At 60.3% G+C, this 22,582-nt stretch carries 21 protein-coding genes; 14 read left to right on the plus strand and 7 right to left on the minus strand.

The genetic code is table 11. The features are described from left to right. Nucleotides 1-341 precede the first annotated feature (341 nt). Together VNZ65_RS05570 and VNZ65_RS05575 are read right to left on the minus strand one after the other, a co-directional pair. Nucleotides 342-1,730: a sensor histidine kinase gene (locus VNZ65_RS05570; protein ID WP_325666889.1), complete on the minus strand. Its 1,389-nt coding sequence runs from the start codon at nucleotides 1,728-1,730 to the stop codon at nucleotides 342-344. Beyond that, nucleotides 1,727-2,395, minus strand: coding sequence for a response regulator transcription factor (locus tag VNZ65_RS05575; RefSeq protein WP_325666891.1), 669 nt, complete (start codon nucleotides 2,393-2,395; stop codon nucleotides 1,727-1,729). Before VNZ65_RS05575 ends, VNZ65_RS05570 begins: the two co-directional genes overlap by 4 nt. A gap of 198 nt (nucleotides 2,396-2,593) precedes the next feature. Here VNZ65_RS05575 and VNZ65_RS05580 point away from each other — a divergent pair, with 198 nt between their 5' ends. Continuing rightward, the gene (locus VNZ65_RS05580; RefSeq protein ID WP_325666893.1) at nucleotides 2,594-2,989 is read left to right on the plus strand and encodes a MerR family transcriptional regulator; all 396 of its coding nucleotides are present in this window, start codon (nucleotides 2,594-2,596) and stop codon (nucleotides 2,987-2,989) included. Nucleotides 2,990-3,005: 16 nt separating this feature from the next. Further along, on the plus strand, nucleotides 3,006-3,410 hold the full coding sequence (locus tag VNZ65_RS05585) for a carboxymuconolactone decarboxylase family protein (RefSeq protein ID WP_325666895.1): 405 nt from the start codon (nucleotides 3,006-3,008) through the stop codon (nucleotides 3,408-3,410). A gap of 331 nt (nucleotides 3,411-3,741) precedes the next feature. Here VNZ65_RS05585 and VNZ65_RS05590 read toward each other — a convergent pair whose 3' ends face one another. Further along, nucleotides 3,742-4,680 carry a LysR substrate-binding domain-containing protein gene (locus VNZ65_RS05590; protein ID WP_325666897.1) on the minus strand — a complete coding sequence of 313 codons (939 nt, stop codon included), beginning with the start codon at nucleotides 4,678-4,680 and terminating at the stop codon, nucleotides 3,742-3,744. A 195-nt stretch (nucleotides 4,681-4,875) separates the two neighbouring features. On the opposite strand from VNZ65_RS05590, the gene VNZ65_RS05595 reads away from it, so the two are divergent. From VNZ65_RS05595 to leuA, 5 genes are all read left to right on the plus strand, one after another. Next, nucleotides 4,876-6,183, plus strand: a complete 1,308-nt coding sequence (locus VNZ65_RS05595) for an MFS transporter (protein WP_325666899.1) — start codon at nucleotides 4,876-4,878, stop codon at nucleotides 6,181-6,183. A gap of 12 nt (nucleotides 6,184-6,195) precedes the next feature. Beyond that, complete coding sequence (locus VNZ65_RS05600; protein WP_325666901.1) at nucleotides 6,196-6,636, plus strand: GNAT family N-acetyltransferase; 441 nt, start codon at nucleotides 6,196-6,198, stop codon at nucleotides 6,634-6,636. A 163-nt stretch (nucleotides 6,637-6,799) separates the two neighbouring features. Then, nucleotides 6,800-7,123 (plus strand): hypothetical protein, encoded by a 324-nt coding sequence (locus VNZ65_RS05605; protein WP_325666903.1) that lies wholly within the window; start codon nucleotides 6,800-6,802, stop codon nucleotides 7,121-7,123. A gap of 364 nt (nucleotides 7,124-7,487) precedes the next feature. Then, a complete protein-coding gene (locus VNZ65_RS05610) occupies nucleotides 7,488-7,628 on the plus strand; it encodes a DUF3096 domain-containing protein (RefSeq protein ID WP_082792731.1) in 141 nt (46 codons plus the stop codon). 619 nt (nucleotides 7,629-8,247) lie between these two features. After that, nucleotides 8,248-9,954, plus strand: coding sequence for a 2-isopropylmalate synthase (gene leuA, locus VNZ65_RS05615; protein ID WP_325666907.1), 1,707 nt, complete (start codon nucleotides 8,248-8,250; stop codon nucleotides 9,952-9,954). A 283-nt stretch (nucleotides 9,955-10,237) separates the two neighbouring features. On the opposite strand, the gene VNZ65_RS05620 is transcribed toward leuA, so the two are convergent. Next, a complete protein-coding gene (locus tag VNZ65_RS05620) occupies nucleotides 10,238-10,855 on the minus strand; it encodes an FMN-dependent NADH-azoreductase (protein ID WP_325666909.1) in 618 nt (205 codons plus the stop codon). A 183-nt stretch (nucleotides 10,856-11,038) separates the two neighbouring features. On the opposite strand from VNZ65_RS05620, the gene VNZ65_RS05625 reads away from it, so the two are divergent. Beyond that, nucleotides 11,039-11,971: a LysR substrate-binding domain-containing protein gene (locus VNZ65_RS05625; protein ID WP_325666911.1), complete on the plus strand. Its 933-nt coding sequence runs from the start codon at nucleotides 11,039-11,041 to the stop codon at nucleotides 11,969-11,971. A 15-nt stretch (nucleotides 11,972-11,986) separates the two neighbouring features. On the opposite strand, the gene egtB is transcribed toward VNZ65_RS05625, so the two are convergent. Further along, a complete protein-coding gene (gene egtB, locus VNZ65_RS05630; RefSeq protein ID WP_325666938.1) occupies nucleotides 11,987-13,183 on the minus strand; it encodes an ergothioneine biosynthesis protein EgtB in 1,197 nt (398 codons plus the stop codon). 86 nt (nucleotides 13,184-13,269) lie between these two features. After that, nucleotides 13,270-14,238 (minus strand): L-histidine N(alpha)-methyltransferase, encoded by a 969-nt coding sequence (egtD, locus tag VNZ65_RS05635; protein ID WP_414649058.1) that lies wholly within the window; start codon nucleotides 14,236-14,238, stop codon nucleotides 13,270-13,272. A 323-nt stretch (nucleotides 14,239-14,561) separates the two neighbouring features. Between egtD and VNZ65_RS05640 the strand changes: the two genes are divergently transcribed. Next, complete coding sequence (locus VNZ65_RS05640) at nucleotides 14,562-16,358, plus strand: ABC transporter transmembrane domain-containing protein (protein ID WP_325666914.1); 1,797 nt, start codon at nucleotides 14,562-14,564, stop codon at nucleotides 16,356-16,358. Between the two features lie 46 nt (nucleotides 16,359-16,404). After that, nucleotides 16,405-17,520: an NADH:flavin oxidoreductase/NADH oxidase gene (locus VNZ65_RS05645; protein ID WP_325666916.1), complete on the plus strand. Its 1,116-nt coding sequence runs from the start codon at nucleotides 16,405-16,407 to the stop codon at nucleotides 17,518-17,520. Between the two features lie 118 nt (nucleotides 17,521-17,638). On the opposite strand, the gene VNZ65_RS05650 is transcribed toward VNZ65_RS05645, so the two are convergent. Continuing rightward, complete coding sequence (locus VNZ65_RS05650) at nucleotides 17,639-18,595, minus strand: LysR family transcriptional regulator (RefSeq protein ID WP_325666918.1); 957 nt, start codon at nucleotides 18,593-18,595, stop codon at nucleotides 17,639-17,641. 231 nt (nucleotides 18,596-18,826) lie between these two features. On the opposite strand from VNZ65_RS05650, the gene VNZ65_RS05655 reads away from it, so the two are divergent. The 4 genes from VNZ65_RS05655 (at nucleotide 18,827) to VNZ65_RS05670 (ending at nucleotide 22,500) form a co-directional block, all read left to right on the plus strand. Continuing rightward, on the plus strand, nucleotides 18,827-19,417 hold the full coding sequence (locus tag VNZ65_RS05655; protein ID WP_325666920.1) for a TetR/AcrR family transcriptional regulator: 591 nt from the start codon (nucleotides 18,827-18,829) through the stop codon (nucleotides 19,415-19,417). A gap of 97 nt (nucleotides 19,418-19,514) precedes the next feature. After that, nucleotides 19,515-20,672, plus strand: a complete 1,158-nt coding sequence (locus VNZ65_RS05660) for an iron-containing alcohol dehydrogenase (RefSeq protein WP_325666922.1) — start codon at nucleotides 19,515-19,517, stop codon at nucleotides 20,670-20,672. Nucleotides 20,673-20,753: 81 nt separating this feature from the next. Then, a complete protein-coding gene (locus tag VNZ65_RS05665; RefSeq protein ID WP_325666924.1) occupies nucleotides 20,754-21,788 on the plus strand; it encodes an NADP-dependent oxidoreductase in 1,035 nt (344 codons plus the stop codon). Between the two features lie 34 nt (nucleotides 21,789-21,822). Beyond that, entirely contained in the window at nucleotides 21,823-22,500 is a 678-nt protein-coding gene (locus VNZ65_RS05670) for a type 1 glutamine amidotransferase domain-containing protein (protein ID WP_325666925.1), read from the plus strand. Nucleotides 22,501-22,582: the final 82 nt, after the last annotated feature.

Consider the following 22,582-nt stretch of genomic DNA (forward strand, 5'->3'; position numbering starts at 1 on the left):
CAAAACTTTTAACGCTGAACTATGCCTCTCCGGCCGGTCCGTCAGTTGCGGCGCACCATACGGAGGAGCGGTTGCTCGGCATTTAAATTACCGGAAAGAAATTGACTTTGGGGACTGACGTCGCTTGGCGTAAGCGGCATACAACAACTCAAGCGCTCAAAAAGTAACAAGCGTAAAAGTTGTACACACGGGGAACTATTTAGTGCATATTACTGTCCCCGCCGTATAGGCAAGGCCCAGAATTTATTATTTATACAATAAATGTTATTTCGCCATTCCGACCTGGATCGACCTGGCCGGAGGGGCGGTTTTGCTGCACTGCCCATGCACCGGAATGAAGCTTAGGCAGGGAGTTTTGAAGGCGCGCCCAAAATTGGGAAGGGAAAATGCACCGAAAAGATCGTGCCGCCGGCCGCGCCAGGTTCCAGCGTGATCCTGGCACCATGGTCTTTGGCGATATCGCGCACGATGGCCAGCCCCAGGCCATTGCCGGCGACGCTGTCGTCGAGCCGGTGGGAACGCTTGAAAATAGATTCCTGCTCCGACGGCGCGATGCCGGGACCGGAGTCTTCCACCGCAAAGATCCCGCCGTCCTTGCCTTGCAGGGTGCTGACCGTGACCCGGCCATTGCGCGGCGAATAGCGGATGGCGTTGTCAATCAGGTTATCGATCAGGTCGCGCAACAGGAAATGATCGCCCATCACCCGCGTCGGCTGCAGGTTGAAACCGAGATCGATATTCTTCTTGTGCGCTTCTTCGACAAAATGCTGGACCGAGCCCTCGACCAGCTTGTTCATCTCCACCACCCGCAACCTTTCCTTTTCAAACTTGGCAGGCTCGGCGCGCGCCAGCGTCAGCAGCTGGTTGGTCTGGCGGATCATGCGTTCGGTGGACGAGGTCATCAGCACGATCGAATGGGCGCTTTCGGGCTCGTCCGCATGCTTGTGCAGCAGCCATTCCAGCTGCGTCCTGAAGCCGGCCAGCGGCGTGCGCAGCTGATGCGCCACGTTCGCCAGGAAATTCTGCTGCGCCTTGGCGTCCAGCTGCACCCGCTCCAGCAAGCCATTAATGGCCGTGACCACCGGGACCAGCTCGGACGGCACCGGCTTCTCATCCAGCGCCGACAAGTCGTCGCGGCTGCGCGCATTCAGCTCCTCCCGCATTTTCTTGAGCGGCAGCAAACCCTTGCTGATCGCCAGCCAGATGACGGCAATCAGCGCTAGCGCCAACACCCCCTCCAGCAACAGCAGCGCCACGAATATCACGGAACGGATATGGGTGCGCTTGCGCAAGGTTTCGGCGACGCCGATATGCACCGTCTGTTTCCCGATCAGGGTTTTCAAGGCCATGATGCGCACCGGCTCACCCCGCATGAAGCCATCGTAGGGAGCCGGTTCGTTCAGCGCTTCGCGCTCCGGCAACGCAGGAAAGTCGGCGTCTCCCGCCAGCAGCTTGCCTTGCTGATCGCGCACCACCAGGAAGATAGCGTCAAAATGATCGACCCGCAGCACCTGCTCGGCCTGCTTCGACAGATCGATCTCTACCTGCGAACCATTTTCATTCAAACGCGGGATCATGGCCCAGCCGGCGTCGGCCAGGCTCTGGTCAAACGCGATCTGGGCCGGGATCCAGGCCAGCCAGTAAGTGACGCCGGCGCCGATGATATTCACGCTCAGCAGCGGTACAACGAGCCACTTGAGCAGGCTGACGCGGATGCTGGGCAGCTTCATGGCTCGGTTTTTTCCAGCATGTAGCCGAAGCCCCGTATGGTGCGGATTTCAATGCCGGCGTCGGCAATCTTCAGGCGGATGCGCGAAATATATACTTCAACTGCATTCAGGGTCAGCTCGGCGCCCCACGGCAAGATGGCATCAATGATCTGCTGCCGCGACACCACCCGCGACGCCTGCTGAAGCAGATACTCCAGCACGGCCCACTCGCGCACCGAGAGGTCGATCGTCTTGCCGTTGATCTTGGCCCGCCGCGACGAGGTATTCAGCGACAGCCCGCCCAGGTGCATTTCCAGCGGCTGCGGCGCACTGCGGCGCAAGAGCGCGCGTACCCGCGCCACCAGCTCCTGGGTGGCGAATGGCTTGACCAGGTAATCGTCGGCGCCCAGTTCCAGTCCGTAGACCCGGTCCTGCACCGAATCGCGCGCAGTCAGCAGCAACACCGGCACATGGCTGCCGCGCGCCCGCAGGCGCCGCACTACTTCAAAACCGTCGATCCCGGGCAAGCCGATATCCAGCACGACCACGGAGATTTCCGTACGCTGCAGCAGCGCATCGGCGTCATTACCGTTCTGCACCACGTCGACCACCATGCCGTGGCCCTTGAAAATGCGCAGGATGCCGTCCGCCAGCACCGAATCGTCTTCCACCAGGAGAATATGCATTGAATCTTTCACCACTTCCATGGCCGCGCAGACAGGGCACGCGGCCGATCATTGTTTTTATCGCAAGCCTCGATAATCTAGTGTCAATTTTAATCGTTCGGCATGCATTTGCGTTGACCGGCAGACCCCCGCGGCCCGCAAACTGCAGTGATAATAGCGCTTGACCTAGAGCGCACTCTAACTCCTACACTTTATCCCATGACCACTTCCATCACGATCCAACAGACAGCCGCAGCAACCGGGCTCAGCGTCTACACTTTGCGCTATTACGAAAAGATAGGCTTGATAGATCCTGTCCCGAGGCAAAGCAATCAGCATCGCGTGTACCGCCAGGAAGACCTGCGCTGGATTGAATTCCTGCTCAGGCTGCGCGCTACCGGGATGTCGATACAACAGATGCTGCGTTATGCGGAGCTGCGCAGGCTGGGGGAGCGTCTTGGAAGTGTGTCAGAACGCAAGGCATTGCTGGAACAGCATGCCACAACGCTGGAAGCCGATCTTGTGGTGTTGCAAGACACCCTGGCCATGTTGCGCGGGAAAATCGCGCTATACGCCAGCCAGGAAGAACAGCTGAAAGCCCTCGCCGACACATAATCATTGGGAGCAGCATATGCAACAAAGCACATACGAAAAAGGTTTGCAACGCTTGAAGGAAGTGGACGATATCGCCGGCGAAAAGGTCATAGCTAGCCTGGCCGACATCTCGCCGGACCTGGGACGCTATGTCATCGAATTCGGTTTCGGCGAAATATATTCGCGTCCGGGACTGACCCTGCAACAGCGCGAGCTGGCGACAGTAGCCGCGCTGACGGCGATGGGAACGGCGCAGCCGCAACTGAAAGTGCATCTGGCGGCGGCCTTGAATGTCGGCTTGTCGCGCCTGGAAATCACTGAAACCATCATGCAGATGGCCTTGTACGCCGGCTTTCCGGCGGCATTGAACGGCATGTTTGCGGCCAAGGAGGTATTTGCCGAGCATGACCGCCTGGCCCAGCAGGAAACCAGCCAGTATTAGCGTCAGCGCATCTGCCGGGCGCAGTTCCGGCTCGCTCCGCTTGATCAGGGCGGAGCTGCAGCGCAGATTCCCGGGATGCCAGCAAACAGAATGGCGTATGCGGCTTGCAATACATTCTCGGAAGGATAATCCGGGAACAACCTGTCATATGGATACTCGGTAAAGTATCCGATCGGCAGGCGGTACGGCCATGGTGGCGGCCCCGCAGCACGCGTTTAACTCTGCTGAGACTGAAGTCTAAGGGAGCATGGCCGCGGGCAGGAAATACCGATTGCGGATATGGATATAAGAAAAAACGATGGCTAGTTTCCCGCAGGGAAAGCAACATGCATCACGGCCGCGCCAGTATCCTCGCATGCAGCCATTCGCCGCTACGGCACAATTCATCGGTGACCTCCAGCACCAGCCGCTCGACTGCCGCCGCCGCGGTGGTCAGCGGAATATTCCTGGAAGCGCACAGCGCCAGCGTACGCGACATTTTTTCGCCGCTGATCGAGTAGGCCGTCATTTCGCCGCGCCTGATCTCCGGCAGCAAGGGCGCCACCGGCAAGATGGTGGCGCCAATGTCGGCCAGAATGGCCGATTTCATGATGGTCACAGAACTGATCTCGATGACGTTTTCCAGAACGATGCCGGCCGCCCGGGCGACGCTTTCGATGCGCGGGCGCACGCCGTGCTGCATCCCTGGCAAGATCAGCCTGGCCTTGGCGGCGCGGGCAAACGTCACTGAACGGCGCGCGGTCGCATACTGCGAACCGCTGCGGGTGATGAACATCATTTCCTCTTCCGCCAGCGGCGTGACGGCAAACGAACCCAGCTGGCCGTCGTCGAACAGCACCGCCAGGTTGATGCGGCCGGTCTTGAGCTGCTCGATCAGGTTGCCGGTCAGTTCCTCCGTCAGCTGCAGCGAGATATCCGGATAGCGGGCGCGCATCGCTGTCAGCAAAGGCAGCGCCAGGATGCCGGAAACGCTTTGCGGGATGCCGAGCGCGACCGTGCCGGCGGGCTTGTCGGTGGTCTGTGCCACCGCTGACCTGGCGTCGCTCACCTGCTTGAGGATGGCTTGCGCATGCTCGTAGAAAATCTTGCCGGCGTCGGTGGCGATCACGCCCTGCGCCGAGCGGTGCAAGAGCTGCGCCGACAGCTCGTCTTCCAGCTGCTTGATCTGCTGGGTCAACGCCGGCTGAGCGATGTGCAAGACGCGCGCCGCGCGCGACAGCGATCCATGATCGACGATAGCGACAAAATAGCGCAGTTGACGCAACTCCATAAAATGCAGACCTCGGTGATGTATGTTGGTAGGCTGAGCAGCCACGAATAGTGTAAACGAGTTCGCCCTCGCCGCCCTGAAGTCGCCGCGGAGGCATGACACGACACTGGGCTCCGGCTACAATGCATCTCACAAAATCATCGCCAAGCTGAAATTCCACCGTCGCTTCTTATAACTAAAATAAGGCAGAGAGACATGTCCGAACCTTCAAGCCCAGCCAACGCTGCCGCCGGCAGCGCCTTCGAAACAGCCACCTACGCCAAGGTAACCTGGCGCCTGCTGCCGATGCTCTTTCTTTGTTACGTCGCCTCTTATCTCGACCGGGTCAACGTCGGCTTCGCCAAGCTGCAGATGCTCAACGACCTGAAGTTCAGCGAAACCGTCTACGGCCTCGGCGCCGGCATTTTCTTCATCGGCTACTTCATCTTTGAAATTCCCAGCAACATGATGCTGCACCGGGTCGGCGCCCGGCTCTGGATCGCCCGCATCATGATCACCTGGGGCCTGGTCTCGGGCGCCATGATCTTCGTCGACAGCCCGACCAGCTTCTATGCCATGCGCTTCCTGCTGGGCGTCGCCGAAGCCGGCTTCTTCCCCGGCGTCATCCTCTACCTGACCTACTGGTATCCGGCACACCGGCGCGGCAAGATGACAGCGCTGTTCATGACCGGGGTGCCGGTCTCGGGCGTCATCGGCGGCCCGCTGTCGGGCTGGATCATGAAGGCCCTGCCCGGCGTGCATGGGCTGGCGGGCTGGCAATGGATGTTCATCCTGGAGGCGGTCCCGTCCTTGCTGCTGGGCGTGCTGGTGATCTTTTACCTGCAGGACCGGATTCGCGGCGCGGCCTGGCTGAGCGAACAGGAAAAGCAGCTGCTGGAAGCGCAGATAGCGGCTGAAACCAGCCAGAAGCAAGAAGCGTCGCTGGGCCAGATGTTCGCCAATCCGCGCGTCTGGCTGATGGCGCTGATCTATTTCTGCTTCGTCATGGGCCTGTACGGCGTCAGCTTCTGGCTGCCGACCATCATCAAGACCACCGGCGTCACCGACACCTTCAACATCGGTCTGCTGACCGCAATTCCTTATGCGACGGCGGCGGTCGCCATGATCCTGATCGGCCATAGCGCGGACAAGCGGCGCGAACGGCGCTGGCATGTGGCGATCCCGGCAGTGCTGGGCTGCATCGGCCTGATCTTCAGCACTGTGTACGATCACAATACCTTGCTGGCGATGTCGGCGCTGACGCTGGCCACGGTCGGCATCATTACCGTGCTGCCGCTGTTTTGGAGCTTGCCGACAGCGTTTCTCGGCGGCGCCGCGGCTGCAGCCGGGATCGCCTTGATCAACTCGCTCGGCAACCTGGCCGGCTTCGTCAGTCCTTACCTGGTCGGCTGGCTGAAAGACCAGACCCATAGCACCAACAGCGGCATGTACGTGCTGGCGGCGTCGCTACTACTGGGCGCCGTGCTAACGCTGTCGGTACCGAAGCATTTAGTGAACAAGTAAGCGAGGAAAGGCATGGCGGCACAGCTCGAATTCAGACCGGCAACCAGTGCCGACCTGCCATTCTTGACCGCTTTGCGGCACGCCACCATGAATGAGCACCTGACGCGGGCGAATGCTGCGCGCGACGATGCCGCCCACCTGGCGCGTATCCTGTTCCAGTTCGAACATGCGCAGATCATTTCCATTGCAGGCCGGGAGATCGGACTGCTGAAAGCCTATCGCGAACCCGAACAATGGTATATCGCCCAGATCCAGATTGTCCCCGAATTCCAGGGCCAGGGACTGGGCCGTATGCTGATCGACAAGGTACTGGCCCAGGCGCGCCATGAGCGGCTGCCGACAGGATTGAGCGTCCTCGACGGCAACCCCGCCAGGAGACTGTATGAAGCGGCTGGCTTCATGGAAGTCGGCCGCGACGGCATGGCCTGCCTGATGTCCTGCCCGCCGCTCTAAATCCCCGACAAGGTCGACTCTGCCTGCCGCAAACCGCGGCCGCCGGCGCCTGATTACCCCCTTCGCTAAAAAAATCGCAAAGTGCTTGCATTCGAACTCGCCTTGGATAATAATTTAAATGAGAATCATTACTATTTAAAGTCACTCGATCAAGGAGTATTTGATGATTAGTACGCGCGATGCAGCAACCGGCCCGGCCGACAACTACCGTACCCCGCCAGAGCTCCTGATCTCGGCGGTCTTGCACTTGATATCCCAATACAATATGCACACCCTGGCGAGCGACGCCTGTGTACAGTCGGCGCGCACCATCGAACGGCACTTGCGCACCCTGTCCGACTGGCCGGAACTGGCGCCGGTGCTGCGCGCCACATGTCAGCAACTGTCGGAACAATGGACGTCGATGATCGAGCGTGCGCTGCCGAAACAGAAAAACGAGCGCTCCGCCTTTATCACGCGCCTGATTTCAGGCACCAGGGCGCTGTAAATGATCAAAGAGCCTGACGGCTCTGCCTGACCCGCGCTGCCGCCGCCGCAGCAGCGCTGCTGTATTCCCCGGGAAGGGAGTAAATCCGTCTCCTGCCCGCTTTGAAATGGTTGCGCCAACGACCTGCCCGTTGCTGACGCCGACCGCCAAGTTTCAATGTGTGCATTTGACGGAATGTGTGTCCTTATCGGCATTAGCCAATACTTGGCGGTTTCTCCTCCCGCCAAGGCTAGCCAAGCCGTTTTTTTCTACCGTCTTCCACATCCTCCTACATCGCATGACGGCCTTGTCCTACATTGGAAAGACAGCCGGCGACGTATCATCGAGTCAGATGCCACCCTGCCACTCGACAAAAGGAATGCATATGTTTACCACCCTGCACCTGACCCCCATCGTTTCGCTGATCGCTGGCGTACTGATCCTGGCAATTCCGCGGCTGCTGAACTACATCATTGCGCTGTACCTGATCGTCATCGGCCTGATTGGCCTGTTCGGCACACGCTGAACGCCGTACGACACAAGGCATCCGCTGCCAAAATGCAATATTTGCGTGAACAACGCCACGAGCTACGTCGCGAATTACGCCAATTCCCAGCTATTTTTGGCCGGATGCCAAGTCATGCTTGACAAGCCCCGACTTTATCTCATACATTAAGCCCATGGCTTCCCCACGCATCCAATCCCGCTCCCTGCTTCAGCATCCTGGCTTACTGCCGGCAATGCTGCTGTTGCCGCTACTAGCGCTAGCGCTACTACGCGCACTATGATCTCGGCCCCGTTCTGACGGGGCACCTGGCAGCAGCATCGCCACACCAAGAAATCACAGTAGTAAAACTGAAACCTCGCAAGGCGTTTCAATTTTAAAGAGCCCGATTCCATGTACCGCACCCAGCCTCACTCTTCGTTCTCCTGCATCGCCAGCACTGCCGCCACCGCGGCTCGCACCTGCTCGCTATCGCTATCCCTGCTAAAGCTACCGATCGGTTGCCTGGCCTCGCGTTGATTTTTTCGAGTGGCAGCCAGGCAACCGCGCCGCCACCGACCTATCCGTTTTCCTGTCTCATCGAAACACGTATCTAGCAAACGTATCTAGAAAATTTAACCCGCTCCCAGAGAGGCTCCCCATGATGCTGCAAAATCCTGCTGTCAAATACCGTCCTTTTCCGCCTATTCCCTTGAGCGACCGCACCTGGCCGAATCAAGTCATCAGCGCGCCGCCCATCTGGATGAGCACCGATCTGCGCGACGGCAACCAGGCCTTGATCGAACCGATGGATGCCGCGCGCAAGCTGCGCTTCTTCAAATTGCTGGTGAAAATCGGCCTCAAGGAAATCGAAGTCGGTTTTCCATCCGGTTCGCAGACCGACTTCGATTTCGTCCGCAAGCTGATCGAGGAAAAGCATATTCCCGACGACGTCACCATCATCGTCTTGACCCAGTCGCGCGAAGACTTGATCCGCCGCACTGTCGACTCGCTCAAGGATGCCAAACAAGCCATCGTCCACCTGTACAACCCTATCGCCCCGGCCTGGCGCCGCATCGTGTTCGACAAGAGCCGCGACGAAGTCAAGGAAATCGCCGTCTCCGGCACGCGCCTGATCAAGGAACTGACCGACGCTCGCCCGGAAACCCAATGGCGCTATGAATATTCGCCTGAGACCTTCAGCATGGCCGAGCTGGATTTTTCCAAGGAAGTCTGCGATGCCGTGGTCGATGCCTGGCAAGCCACGCCAACCCGCAAAGTCATCCTCAACCTGCCGACCACGGTCGAGTGCAGCACGCCGAATGTATTCGCCGACCAGATCGAATGGATGCACCGCAACCTGGCGCGCCGCGATGCCGCCATCATCAGCGTCCATCCGCACAATGACCGCGGCACCGGCGTCGCCGCCGCCGAGCTGGCCGTGATGGCCGGCGCCGACCGCGTCGAAGGCTGCCTGTTCGGCAACGGCGAACGCACCGGCAATGTCGACCTGGTGACCCTGGCCCTCAATTTGTACACCCAGGGCGTCAATCCTGGCCTCGACTTCTCCGATATCGACGAAGTGCGCCAATGCGTGGAAGACTGCAACCAGATTCCGGTCCATCCGCGTCACCCGTATGTCGGCGACCTGGTGTTTACTGCCTTTTCCGGTTCGCACCAGGATGCGATCAAGAAGGGTTTCGCCGCCCAGAAGGCCGACGCCATCTGGGAAATTCCCTATTTGCCGATCGACCCGGCCGATCTCGGCCGCAGCTACGATGCCGTGATCCGCGTCAACAGCCAGTCCGGCAAGGGCGGCATGGCTTATCTGCTGGAACAGGAATACGGCCTGGCGATGCCGCGCCGCCTGCAGATCGAATTCAGCCGCGCGATCCAGAAAGCCGCCGACGCCACAGGCAAGGAAATCGCCGCCAGCGATATCTACGACATCTTCAAGCAAGAGTATCTGGACAAGCAAACGCCGTATGTGTATCGCGGCCACCGCATGAGCGAGGATTCGAGCCAGGCGCAGCCGGTGAAGATCGAAATCGACATCGTGCGCGACGGCCACGCGCACACCAGCAGCGGCCAAGGCAACGGCCCGATCGACGCCTTCGTCAATGCACTGGGGCTGGACATCAAGCTAATGGATTTCCATGAGCACGCGATCAGCGCCGGCGCCGACGCCCAGGCCGCCAGCTATATCGAGCTGCGCCTGAACGATGCGCCAACCGGCTTTGGCGTCGGCATCGACGCCAATACCCTGACCGCCTCGTTCAAGGCGATCCTGAGCGCCGTCAACCGCCAGATCGAAATCGCCGGCCACGCCGCCAACCAGGAAATCGGCAGCAGCGCGGCAGCGGCGTAAACCGCAGCTTTCTTTCATCCTCCTGCCGCGGCGATCACGCGGCAGGCAGGTATCGTGCAGGCTGGGTATTACCGTACTACATGCTTACATCAGCGCGGCCGGACGTCAGTTACCAGTGACGTCCGGCCGCGTTATCGCTTTTGTAGGGTGGGCACGCTTTTGTGCCCACGCTGTGTCGGTATCCGCGTGGGCACAAAAGCGTGCCCACCCTACGCCGATTGAAAAACGACAGACGTAAAAAATCCGCTACCAGGTAGCGGATTTTTCATTGCGACCGGATAAATCAGGCCATCGCCACTGCGCTGGTCAGATTGCCGATACTTGAGCGTGCTGCCGCAAAGCCGGCTTCTTTCGCTTCCGGACTGTAGGCCAGGCCGTCGGCGCGCACCACTTCGATATCGGTAATCCCGAGGAAGCCGAACACCAGTTTCAAATAATCTTCATGCGCGATGCCGGTAGGGCCGCCGGCATGCTTGCCGCCGGAAGTCGAGACGATCACCACGCGCTTGCCTGTGGCAAGGCCTTCCGGGCCCTTTTCGCTATATCGGAAAGTAACGCCGGCGACACTGATCTGGTCGATCCATGCCTTGAGCTGGGTCGGCACACTGAAGTTGTACATCGGTGCGCCGACCACGATCACATCGGCCGCCATGAATTCGTTGAGAATCGCTTCGCTCAGTTCGACTTCCAGTTTTTGCGCCAGGTTGCGCTTTTCAGCGGGCGTGCCCTTGGCGGCAAAAGTGGCGCCGGACAGATGGGCCGTCACGTCTTTACTGAGGTCGCGATAGCTCAGTTCGATATCGCTGTCGGCGGCCAGCAGAGTGGCCACTACTTCGCGTGTGAGTTGGCGCGAAGCCGAAGCGTCGCCGAGAATGCTGGAGTCGATTTGCAAGAGTTTCATGATGTATTCCGTTCTATCAAATTAAGAGTGGATCAAAATCCATAGCAATCCGGAGAACCCATTTCTCGATGCCAAAGAGTTTGACTGACTGGTTGTTGAACCATTGGACACATCCTAACCTTGCATCACGAATAGAACTAGTCATCAAAAATAAGATATATTGTTCCATATATAGAACACTGAATGACAATCATGCAAGACTTGAATGACCTCTATTTCTTTGCCAATGTTGTGCAGGAAGGTGGCTTCACGGCAGCCGGCCGCAGCCTGGGCATCCCTAAGTCGCGTTTGTCGCGGCGGATTTCGGAGCTGGAGGCCCGCCTGGGAGCGCGCTTGCTACAGCGCAACACCCGTGGCATCGCCCTGACCGATCTCGGCAATCGCTACTATCAGCACTGCCAAGTGGTGATTGCCGCCGCCGAAGCCGCCGAACTGGCGGTCACCAGCTCGCTGGCAGAACCGAGCGGCACGGTGCGGGTCAGCTGCGTGGTGGCGATTGCGCAGACCGAAGTGGCATTTGCGCTGCCAGCTTTCCTGGAGCGCTATCCCAAGGTGAATATCGATTTGCTGTTCACCAATCGCCGCATCAACCTGCTGGAGGAAGGAGTGGATGTCGCGGTGCGGGTGCGCGCTACCGACGATGAAGATCCCAACCTGGCGACACGGCGTTTGCGCTCCGCCTCCGGCGTACTGGTGGCGACGCCGGAGCTGCTGGCCAGATATGGTGCCCTTAAGCACCCGCGCGAACTGGCAAAACTGCCTTTCCTCGGCGCGGTTGAACGCGATCGCCGCATCCATCAGCTGCTCGACGGTCCCAACGACGAACGTTACGAACTGGTGACGGAAGCGCGCCTGGCGGTGGAGGATTTTTCCCTGCGCAAGCGCGCGGCGTTGCGCCATCTCGGCCTGACCATGCTGCCGACCGAATACTGCAACGAGGAGATGGCGCAAGGAAAACTGATACACGTACTGCCCGACTGGACCACGCCATCGGGGCATCTGCAAGTGGTATATCCGACCCAGAGAGGCTTGCTGCCGGCGGTTCGGGTGTTCGTCGATTTCCTGATCGAACATCTCAGCAAGATGCAATTTCCTATAGACCGCTGCCCGAAATGAGGCGCCAGAAAAGATTCAAGAACGCGCCAGCCGGATGCCGCTGAATTGCCAGCGCGCGGTGGCCGGAAAGAAGTTGCGGTAACTCAGGCGCGCATGGCCATGCGGCGTCGCCGCCGAAGAACCGCGCAACACGTACTGGTTGACCATGAACTTGCCGTTGTACTCGCCGACGGCGCCGGGCAAGGCGACGTAGCCAGGATATGGCGCATAGCTGCTGGTGGTCCACTGCCAGGCGACATCAAAATAATCCTCTCCTTGCGCAGCCGCCGCGGCTTCCCATTCCGCCTCCGTCGGCAAGCGGGCGCCGGCCCAGCGCGCATAGGCTTCCGCTTCAAAAAAGGAAAGATGAGTGACGGCTTCATGCATGGCCAGCGGCTGCAAGCCATGCAGGGTGAATTCGCGCCAGGCCGTATCGAATTGCGCCTGCGCCTGCTGCCAGTACAACGGCCGCGTGATCTTCTGCTGCACCACCCAATCCCAGCCGGCCGCCAGCCACAGCAATGGATTGCGATAGCCGCCGTCTTCCATGAACGCCAGATATTCAGCGTTGCTGACCAGCCGCGAAGCCATGGAAAACGGCTCGACAAACTGACGGTGGCGCGGGGTTTCATTGTCGAAGAAAAATCCCTCGCCGTCGTGGCCGATTTCAACGATGCCGGCTTCGAACGGCTGCCAGCGCAGCGCATTCGCTTGCTCCCGCCCGACAGCGGCCACGGCGTCAGGAGCGTGGTATGGCGGCAGCAAGGGATTCATCGACAGCAAATGCTTGATATCGGTCAACAGCAGTTCCTGATGCTGCTGCTCGTGCTGCAAACCCAGTTCGACCAGGGTCGCCAGTTGGCCGGCATTGTCTGCTGCCGGCGCTTGCGCCAGCAGCGCCTGCAGCCGCTGATCGACGTTCTGCCGGTAAGCCAGCACCTCCGCCAGCGCCGGCCGCGTCATCAGGCCGCGCTGCGCGCGCGGATGCTGTTCGCCGACGCCTTCGTAATAGGAATTGAAGAGCACCCGGAAAGCCGGGTGGAAAGGCCGGAAAGCGCTCTCGAAACGCTCCAGGATGAAGGTCTCGAAAAACCAGGTGGTGTGGGCCAGGTGCCATTTGGCAGGACTGGCGTCAGGCATCGACTGCACGCAGCAATCCTCAGCCGACAAGGGCTGCACCAACCGACAGCTCTGCTCGCGCACGCGGGCGAAAGCTGCCGCCAGATGGCGCATTGCCTGCGTTGCTTGACCTGCAGCCTCAGGGGCCAGGCCGGATCTTGTCGCCGTATCCATCGTCTTCCTGTTATCGGGTTGCGCGTTCAAGCGATGCGGGCATGGCAGACCATGAACCAGTTGCGTTCGTCGCTCCAGGTCTGGACCTTTCCGAAGCCGGCTTGCTGCAGCAGATCAACGAAGCCCTGCTCGGTGTATTTGTAGCTGCTTTCGGTATGAATGCTTTCGCCTTGGGCGAAGCGGCGCATGCCGCCGTCCTGCCAATGGACGACGAGATCCTGGCGCGCTTCCAGGTGCATCTCTATGCGATGCTGAGCCTCGTTGTAGAAGGCGCGATGGCGCCATTGCTGCGGCTGGAAATCGGCTTCCAGCAAGCGGTTCACGTGGTTCAGCAGATTCAGGTTGAAGGCCGCGGTGACGCCCAGCGCGTCGTCATAGGCAGCGTCCAGGATCGCCTTGTCCTTGACCAGGTCGATGCCGATCAGCAGGCCGCCGTCGCTGCCTGCGATGGACTTGCGGATATTGTGCAAGAACTTCAGCGATTCCAGCGGCGCAAAATTGCCGATGGATGAGCCGGGATAGAAGAACTGGCGGCGCTGCGCGCCCAAGGTCGCAGGCAGCTCCAGCTCGGAGGAAAAGTCCATGCCCAGGCAGGTCATCTTGATTTTCGGGAACTGCTGCTGCAGCGCGTTGACCGCTGCGCGCAGGAATTTTTCCGAGATGTCGATCGCCACATACTGCTTCGGCCGCAGGCTGGGGAACAGGCGCGCCGCCTTGCTGCAATTGCCGGCGCCAAGATCGATCAGGGTCGCGTCGGGGCCTAGCGCCGCTGCGATCGCGCCGGCATGCTGTGCGAAGATCGCCGCTTCGGTACGGGTCGGATAGTATTCGGGCAGTTCGCAGATGGCGGCAAACAGGTGCGAGCCCAGCACATCGTAAAGATATTTTGGCGAGACGTGGGCATGTGGCGCCAGCAGGCCGGCTACCAGCTGGTCTTGAATTTCGTCTTGCGCTACGCAGTTTTCCCGATGCGTCGGTTGCTGCAGTTGAGCCAAAGGATTCTCCTAAGGTTGCCATCAGTGGATCGACACATTTAGTTGCTTGTTCAGCTACAAAAAATCAGGTCCTTCGCAGCGAGACCCTGCGCTATCGCGCAACATCCACTACACTAGCAAACTGCCAGACAATGAAGTAAGTATATCGATAATCCACAATTGGTTGAAGTTCCCTTTGAATCGATGGCAAAGTGCGTTCGCTCTCTTAACGGATTGCAATATGAATCGACTCATTCAATCCATGAAGGTGCTGTACGATCGCAGCTTGATGCAGATGCAGGCAAACCGCAGGGCCAGGTTCCGCGGCCCACACAGAATCCAACATGACAACAATAACTTCCAAAGAACCACAAAAACGCAGTCTGGGCACACTCGTCGGCTTATTCCCCTTCCTGGCTCCTTATAAACGCCAGTTTGCCATGGCCAGCATCGCGCTGCTGGTGGCGGCCGGCGCTACCCTGGCGATTCCGTATGCGTTCCGGCAAATGATCGACCTCGGCTTCAGCACCGGCGGGATCCAGGGCGCCAATCATATCGACCTGTATTTCCTGGCGCTGTTCGGCGTTGCCTGTGTGCTGGGCGTGGCGACCGCAGCGCGCTTTTACATGGTGTCATGGCTCGGCGAACGGGTTACCGCCGACCTGCGCAGCGCGGTGTATTCGCATGTCGTGACGCAGAGCCCGCAGTTCTTTGAAACCACCAAGACCGGCGAGGTGCTGTCGCGCATCACCACCGACACCACGCTGATCCAGGCGCTGGTCGGCACCAGCATCTCGATGGCGCTGCGCAATGCGCTGCTGTTCGCAGGCGGCATGATCATGCTGTTCATCACCAGCGTCAAGCTGAGCGCAATCATCCTGGTGATGCTGGCGCTGGTGGTGCTGCCTATCGTCTGGTATGGCCGGCGCGTGCGCAAGCTGTCGCGCGATTCGCAGGACCGGGTGGCCGACGCCTCGGCCATGGCCGGTGAAATCCTCAACGCCATGCCGACCGTGCAAGCCTTCACCCATGAAACCATCGAGGCGCAGCGTTTCGACGTCTCCATCGAAAATGCCTTCAGCACCGCGATGGAACGGATACGCGCGCGTTCGCTGCTGACCATGATGGCGATCCTGCTGGTGTTCGGCGCTATCGTGTTCGTGCTGTGGCTGGGCGCGCATGCCGTGGTCCAGGGCAGCATGACGGGCGGCGAGCTGGGCCAGTTCATCCTGTATGCGGCCTTGCTGGCCGGCTCCATCGGCGCCCTGGCGGAAGTGATGGGCGACGCCCAGCGCGCCGCCGGCGCCACCGAGCGCCTGCTGGAACTGCTGGCGGCGCAGTCGCCGGTGCAATCGGTGCTGCTGCCCGACACGCTGCCGCCGCGCACTGCGCAAGGCGCCGCCCTGACCCTGGAAAACATCGGCTTCCGCTACCCCTCGCGGCCTGAGAGCGCCGCCCTGCACGGCTTGTCGCTGGATATCCGCCCTGGCGAAACAGTGGCCGTGGTCGGCCCTTCCGGCGCCGGCAAGACCACCCTGTTCCAGCTGCTGCTGCGCTTCTACGATCCGCAGCAAGGCAGCATCAAGCTCGACGGCGTCGACATCAAGTACCTCGACCTGCACACCTTGCGCAACGCCATCGGCATCGTACCGCAGGACACCATCATCTTCTCCGCCAACGCGCTGGAAAACATCCGCTACGGCCGCGTCGGCGCCAGCGACGCCGAAGTGATCGCCGCCGCCAAGATGGCGGCAGCCGACGAATTCATCGAACGCCTGCCGGAAGGCTATCAATCCTTCCTCGGCGAACGCGGCGTGCGCTTGTCAGGCGGCCAGCGCCAGCGCATTGCGATTGCGCGCGCCCTGCTGAAGAATCCGCCGTTGCTGCTGCTGGACGAAGCCACCAGCGCGCTCGACGCCGAATCCGAACGTGCCGTGCAAGGCGCGCTGGAAGCGGCCATGATCGGCCGCACCACCCTGGTGATCGCGCACCGCCTGGCGACCGTGCAGCGGGCCGACCGCATCATCGTGCTGGAACACGGCCATGTAGTCGAAAGCGGCAGCCATGCCGAACTGGTCGCGCACAATGGCTTGTACGCAAGCCTGGCGGCGCTGCAGTTCAACATCGTCAACGAAATGTGAGCCTGCCAGCAGCGGGCTTGCCAACACCAACCGACAGGAAAAGAATATGAGCATCTTGTTTTCTCCATTGAAGTTACGCGGCGTGACGCTGGCCAACCGGATTGCCGTTGCCCCCATGTGCCAGTATTCAGCCGAAGACGGCTTCGCCAACGACTGGCACCTGGTGCACCTGGGCAGCCGCGCAGTCGGCGGCGCCGGCCTGATCATCTTCGAAGCCAGCGCCGTGCTGCCGCAAGGACGCATCTCGCCGCAAGACCTGGGCATCTGGAAGGATGAGCATATCGCGCCGCTGAGTCGCATCACCCGCTTCATCGAACAGCAAGGCGTGGTGGCGGGCATCCAGCTGGCGCATGCCGGCCGCAAGGCCAGCGTCTGGCGTCCGTGGGAAGAACAGCAAGGCCGGGTCGGACCGGAACAAGGCGGCTGGCACACCGACGGACCGTCGGCGATTGCCTTCGATCCCAGCTATACCATGCCGGCCGCGCTCAGCATCGAAGGCATCAAGAGTGTGATCAAGGCCTTTGCCGATGCTGCCGTGCGTGCGCACAAAGCCGGCTTCAAGCTGGTGGAAATCCACGCCGCGCATGGCTATCTGCTGCACCAGTTCCTGTCGCCGATCAGCAATCAGCGTAGCGACCAGTACGGTGGCTCGTTTGAAAACCGCGTGCGCCTGGTGCTGGAAGTGGTGGCTGCGGTACGCAAGGTGTGGCCGCAGGATCTGCCGCTGCTGGTGCGGCTGTCCGCCACCGACTGGATCGATGGCGGCTGGAGCGCCGATGAAACGGTAGCCTTGAGCCGCCTGCTGCGCGCAGCTGAAGTCGACCTGGTCGACGTCTCCAGCGGCGGCAATATCGCCAGTGCCAGCATTCCGGTCGGCCCCGGCTACCAGACCAAGTTCGCCGCCAGGGTCAAGCACGAAGCCGGCATCGCCAGCGGCACGGTCGGCATGATTACCGACCCCGGCCAGGCAGAGCACATCCTGCGCACCGAACAGGCCGACCTGGTGCTGATGGCGCGCGAACTGCTGCGCGATCCTTACTGGCCTTTGCATGCGGCCGATGCGCTGCACGACGTCACCTCGTGGGCGCCGCAGTACATGCGCGCGACTTCACGCAAGTCGCCGCAGCGGCCAACAGTCGACTACAGCGACAACTCAAAGTAAGCAGTAGGGTGGGCACATCGTGCCCACGCGTGACCGCGATAACCGGAGTACAGACCTGCGCGGCGCAGAAATAGGAAGTGCGTAGAGTAAATTCACGCGTGGGCACGATGTGCCCACCCTAGATCTGCTGCACCGCCTGCTTGGCCGGCGCCTTGCCGAGGCCGGCCGCCACTTCGGCGATCAGGCGTCGCAGCCAGACCACGTCCGGCGCCACGTGCGAGCGCGCATGCCACAGCATGTAGAAACGCATCTTCGGCATATCGAACGGCAGGGTAAACATGCCGATCGGCCAGTCTTCGATGATGTGTTCGGCAAACTGGCGGCCGGTGGTGAAGATCAGATCGGACTTCGACAGCACGTGCGGCACCAGCGCGAAATACGGAATCGTCACCTGCACGTTGCGCTTCAAGCCTTGTTCGGCCAGCGCGGCGTCGATGCCGCTGCGGTGCCCTTCTATATAAGGCGTCGGCGCCAGGTGCGGCATTTCCAGGTAATACTTGAGGGTCAGGCCCTTCTTCGCGACCGGATGGTCGCGGTGCATCATGCACACCACGTCGTCGTCGAACAATTGCGCCAGGTGCAGATGCTCGGGCGGATCAGGCCAGTTGCCGATCACCATGTCGAAGCGGCCGGTTTCCAGCGCGCTGGCGTAGTCCAGGTTGGCGTCCAGCGCATGCACCATCAGGCTGGCGCCCGGCGCGCGCTTGCGCAGCTGCTCGATGATGGACGGGATCAGCAGCATGTTCAGGTAATCCGGCGTACCGATATGGAACACCCGCGACGTGCTGTCGGCTTCAAAGGCGGCCACCGGCGCCGCGATTCTTTCGATCACTTCCAGGCCTTGCTTGGCCAGCGCCAGCAGCTCCTGTCCTCGTTCCGTCGGCACCATGCCGGTCTTGCCGCGCACCAGGATGGCGTCGCCGGTCAGCTCGCGCAAACGCTTGAGCGTGTTGCTGATGGTCGGCTGCGATTGGCCCAGCTTGATGGCGGTGCGCGAGACACTTTTTTCCACGAGCAAAGTGTGCAGCACACGCAGCAGGTAGGTATCAAGGTGGTGGTTGGTACGGGATGTCATGGGCGCCGCTAAAAAGGGTGGGGAACTGTCAACTTTCGACTAAATATGAAAATTGCATAATAAACCCCACCAGCATAACGGATATGCGTAAACATGAATAGTCGTCGGTAAAGCATGACTGGATAACGCCAAAGTATCGAATCGACTGCATTTTGACAAAATTTGGTTAAAATTTGTCAGTTTTGACGCAATTAGACGACCGGTCTAATTTTAATGTAGAATAGATCCATCATGCGAACCTCTTACGACACCACCAAGCGCCATATCCTCGACGCAGGACAGAAAATCATCGCAGTCAAAGGCTTCTCCGGAGTCGGGCTGAGCGAGATCCTGAGTGCGGCGGCGATACCCAAGGGCTCCTTCTATCACTACTTCGGCTCGAAGGAACAGTACGGCCGGGCACTGATGGAGCAATATGTGGAAGATTACCTGCAAGCGCTCAACCAGGTCCTGCAGGCTGGCGCCGGACCGGCACGCGAGCGCTTGCTGCGCTATTGGAGCAACTGGCGCGAAACCCAGGCCGGCGGCGAGGCCATGGACAAGTGCCTGGTGGTCAAGCTCAGTGCGGAAGTGGCCGATCTGTCGGACGACATGCGCCTGGTCTTGTGCGCGGGCACCCAGCAAGTAATGGCGCGGATTGCCGACTGCATCGCAGAAGGCATCGCCGACGGTTCCTTGCAGGTCGGCCTGGAACCGCAGAAAACCGCGCAGATGCTCTATCAGCTGTGGCTGGGCGCCAGCCTGCTGGCCAAGCTCCAGCGTGACCGCGGCCCGCTCGAAAACGCCATGGAGATCAGCCTCAGCGTGCTGGCTCCGCCCTGAACAATCCACACATTACACACGCGCTTGCATCTTGCAGGCGCATCCATTTTTTGCCGCTCGCCTTGTTTGAGCGGCCTATTTGCCAAAGGAAACTTCCATGTTGAATTTTGAGTTCTACAACCCTACCAAGATCGTCTTCGGCCGCGACACCATCGCCAAGCTGTCCCAGCTGGTGCCCGCCAAGGCGCGCGTACTGATCCTGTACGGCGGCGCCAGCGCCCAGAAAAGCGGCACCCTGGCCGAAGTCAAGGCAGCGCTCGGCGAGCGTGAAGTCCATGAGTTCGCCGGCATCGAACCGAATCCGAGTTACGAAACGCTGATGCAGGCGGTCGAGCAGGTGCGCGCGCAAAAGATCGATTTCCTGCTGGCGGTCGGCGGCGGCTCGGTCATCGACGGCACCAAGTTTGTCGCCGCCGCTGCGCATTTCGAAGGCGAAGCCTGGGATATCGCCGTCAAGCGCGGCGCCAACATCGCCAGCGCCCTGCCCTTCGGCAGCGTACTGACCTTGCCGGCGACCGGCTCGGAAATGAACAACGGCGGCGTCGTCACCCGCAAATCGATACAGGCCAAGCTGGCCTTCCACAGCCCGCTGGTGTTTCCGCAATTCTCGATTCTCGATCCGACCAAGACCTTCACCCTGCCGCCGCGGCAGATTGCCAACGGCGTGGTGGATGCCTTCGTGCACACCGTCGAGCAATACCTGACGTATCCGGTGCAAGGCCAGGTGCAAGACCGTTTCGCCGAAGGCTTGCTGCTGAGCCTGATCGAAACTGGGCCGAAAGTGCTGGCCGAACCGGACGACTACGACGCCCGCGCCAACCTGATGTGGGTAGCGACACTGGCGCTCAACGGCCTGATCGGCGCTGGCGTGCCGCAAGACTGGGCCACCCACATGCTCGGCCATGAACTGACGGCACAATACGATATCGACCATGCCCGCACCCTGGCGATCGTGCTGCCGTCCTTGCTGACCGTGCGCCGCCACAGCAAACATGCCAAACTGCTGCAATACGCCGAACGCGTCTGGCAGATTACCGAAGGCAGCGAAGATGCCCGCATCGACCTCGCCATCGAACGCACCCGTGCATTCTTTGAAAGCATGGGCATCAAGACCCGCTTGTCGGACTACGAACTGGGCCAGCCCGCGGTCGAAACAGTGCTGGTGCAACTCGAACAGCACGGCATGACCAGGCTCGGTGAACACCAGGACCATACCCTCGCGGTCAGCCGCAAGATCCTTGAAGCGGCGCTGTGAAACTGACGCTTAACTGATTACTGATTCCGCCCACGCCGGCATAGCAGCGCCGGCATTCATTCCACCCAAGGAGTAGCGAACATGTCACAAAGCAAAACCGTCAACCGTCGCATCCTGCTGGCTTCGCGGCCGCATGGCGCACCGACTGCCGAGAATTTCAAGCTGGATCAAAGCCCGCTGCCGGTACCCGCCGCAGGCCAGGTGTTGCTGCGCACTGTCTATCTCTCGCTCGATCCGTACATGCGCGGCCGCATGAGCGATGCGCCTTCCTATGCGGCGCCGGTCGAAGTCGGCGAAGTCATGGTCGGCGGCACGGTGGCGCGGGTTGAAGCGTCGGAGAATCCTGCCTACAAGGCTGGTGACCTGGTGCTGAGCTACAGCGGCTGGCAAGACTATGCGCTGTCCGACGGCAAAGGCTTGACCAAGCTGGATCCGAAGCTGGGCAAGCCATCCTACGCACTCGGCCTGCTCGGCATGCCTGGCTTCACTGCCTATATGGGCTTGCTCGACATCGGCCAGCCGCAAGCTGGAGAAACCGTGGTGGTGGCGGCTGCCACCGGCGCGGTCGGCTCGGTGGTCGGGCAGATCGCCAAGCTCAAGGGCTGCCGCGTGGTCGGCATCGCCGGCGGCGCCGACAAGTGCAAATACGCAGTGGAAGAACTGGGCTTCGACGCCTGCATCGACCATCGCGCAGCGGATTTTCCGCAACAGCTGGCGGCAGCCTGCGGCAAAGGCATCGACGTCTACTTTGAAAATGTCGGCGGCGCTGTATTCGAGGCCGTGCTGCCCTTGCTGAACGCAAAAGCGCGGGTGCCCTTGTGCGGCATGATCGCCAGCTACAACGCCACCGGCAAGCCGGAAGGCCCGGATCACCTGCCGTCGCTGATGCGCCGCCTGTTGACCCGCCGTATCAAGATGCAAGGCTTCATCATCTTTGACGACTACGGCCACCGCTATCCGGAATTCTTCAAGGAAATGAGCGGCTGGCTCGCCGCCGGCAAGATGAAATACCGCGAAGACATCGTCGACGGCCTGGAAAATGCGCCGCAAGCTTTCATGGGTCTGCTGGAAGGCAAGAACTTCGGCAAGCTGGTGATACGCACTGGCGACGAATAAACGTTCCTACTATCGTCACACACAAGGATTTGATATGAACATATTAATGGTACTGACTTCGCACGACAAACTGGGCGACACAGGCAAGAAAACCGGTTTCTGGCTGGAAGAATTCGCTGCTCCCTACTACGCGTTCCTGGATGCCGGCGCCAAGCTGACCCTGGCCTCGCCGCAGGGCGGCCAGCCGCCGCTGGATCCGAAAAGCGACGAGCCGGACGCCCAGACCGAAGCCACCGAGCGCTTCCGCAAGGACAGTGCAGCGCAAGCGGCACTGGCGTCGACCATCAAGCTGTCCGCAGTTCAGGCGAAAGATTATGACGCCGTGTTTTATCCGGGCGGGCATGGTCCATTGTGGGATCTGGCGGAAGACAAGGATTCGATCGCGCTGATCGAAGCCTTTCATGCCGCAGGTAAGCCAGTTTCCGCGGTCTGTCACGCGCCCGGTGTGCTGCGTCATGTGCGCGCTGCGGACGGCACACCGCTGGTCAAGGGAAAAAAAGTTACCGGCTTCTCGGACAGCGAAGAAGCAGCGGTGCAGCTGACCGATATCGTGCCCTTCCTGGTGGAAGCCGAACTGAAACGCCTTGGCGGCGATTACAGCAAGGGAGCGGACTGGGGTAGTTATGCTGTAGCCGACGGCAACCTGATCACTGGTCAGAATCCGGCTTCTTCGGTTGCGGTGGCGGAGTTGGTGTTGAAAATGCTGGCTTAAGACGGCTGTCTGAAGAGATCGACAGCTATCGGATGTACTCCGTAGTCCGTCAAATGGGGTCAGAGTAATTTTCGCGGTTCTT

The sequence above is a fragment of the Collimonas sp. genome (assembly GCF_035566555.1).
Classification (GTDB): domain Bacteria; phylum Pseudomonadota; class Gammaproteobacteria; order Burkholderiales; family Burkholderiaceae_D; genus Collimonas.

Coding starts and splice junctions, on each gene's coding strand:
- VNZ65_RS05655 (WP_325666920.1), top strand. CDS start 18,827: ATGCGAACCTCTTACGACACCACCAAGCGCCATATCCTCGACGCAGGA.
- VNZ65_RS05665 (WP_325666924.1), top strand. CDS start 20,754: ATGTCACAAAGCAAAACCGTCAACCGTCGCATCCTGCTGGCTTCGCGG.
- VNZ65_RS05660 (WP_325666922.1), top strand. CDS start 19,515: ATGTTGAATTTTGAGTTCTACAACCCTACCAAGATCGTCTTCGGCCGC.
- VNZ65_RS05570 (WP_325666889.1), bottom strand. CDS start 1,730: ATGAAGCTGCCCAGCATCCGCGTCAGCCTGCTCAAGTGGCTCGTTGTA.
- egtB (WP_325666938.1), bottom strand. CDS start 13,183: ATGCGCCATCTGGCGGCAGCTTTCGCCCGCGTGCGCGAGCAGAGCTGT.
- VNZ65_RS05620 (WP_325666909.1), bottom strand. CDS start 10,855: ATGAAACTCTTGCAAATCGACTCCAGCATTCTCGGCGACGCTTCGGCT.
- VNZ65_RS05585 (WP_325666895.1), top strand. CDS start 3,006: ATGCAACAAAGCACATACGAAAAAGGTTTGCAACGCTTGAAGGAAGTG.
- VNZ65_RS05605 (WP_325666903.1), top strand. CDS start 6,800: ATGATTAGTACGCGCGATGCAGCAACCGGCCCGGCCGACAACTACCGT.
- VNZ65_RS05640 (WP_325666914.1), top strand. CDS start 14,562: ATGACAACAATAACTTCCAAAGAACCACAAAAACGCAGTCTGGGCACA.
- leuA (WP_325666907.1), top strand. CDS start 8,248: ATGATGCTGCAAAATCCTGCTGTCAAATACCGTCCTTTTCCGCCTATT.
- VNZ65_RS05625 (WP_325666911.1), top strand. CDS start 11,039: ATGACAATCATGCAAGACTTGAATGACCTCTATTTCTTTGCCAATGTT.
- VNZ65_RS05590 (WP_325666897.1), bottom strand. CDS start 4,680: ATGGAGTTGCGTCAACTGCGCTATTTTGTCGCTATCGTCGATCATGGA.
- VNZ65_RS05650 (WP_325666918.1), bottom strand. CDS start 18,595: ATGACATCCCGTACCAACCACCACCTTGATACCTACCTGCTGCGTGTG.
- VNZ65_RS05645 (WP_325666916.1), top strand. CDS start 16,405: ATGAGCATCTTGTTTTCTCCATTGAAGTTACGCGGCGTGACGCTGGCC.
- VNZ65_RS05580 (WP_325666893.1), top strand. CDS start 2,594: ATGACCACTTCCATCACGATCCAACAGACAGCCGCAGCAACCGGGCTC.
- VNZ65_RS05600 (WP_325666901.1), top strand. CDS start 6,196: ATGGCGGCACAGCTCGAATTCAGACCGGCAACCAGTGCCGACCTGCCA.
- VNZ65_RS05610 (WP_082792731.1), top strand. CDS start 7,488: ATGTTTACCACCCTGCACCTGACCCCCATCGTTTCGCTGATCGCTGGC.
- VNZ65_RS05670 (WP_325666925.1), top strand. CDS start 21,823: ATGAACATATTAATGGTACTGACTTCGCACGACAAACTGGGCGACACA.
- VNZ65_RS05595 (WP_325666899.1), top strand. CDS start 4,876: ATGTCCGAACCTTCAAGCCCAGCCAACGCTGCCGCCGGCAGCGCCTTC.
- VNZ65_RS05575 (WP_325666891.1), bottom strand. CDS start 2,395: ATGCATATTCTCCTGGTGGAAGACGATTCGGTGCTGGCGGACGGCATC.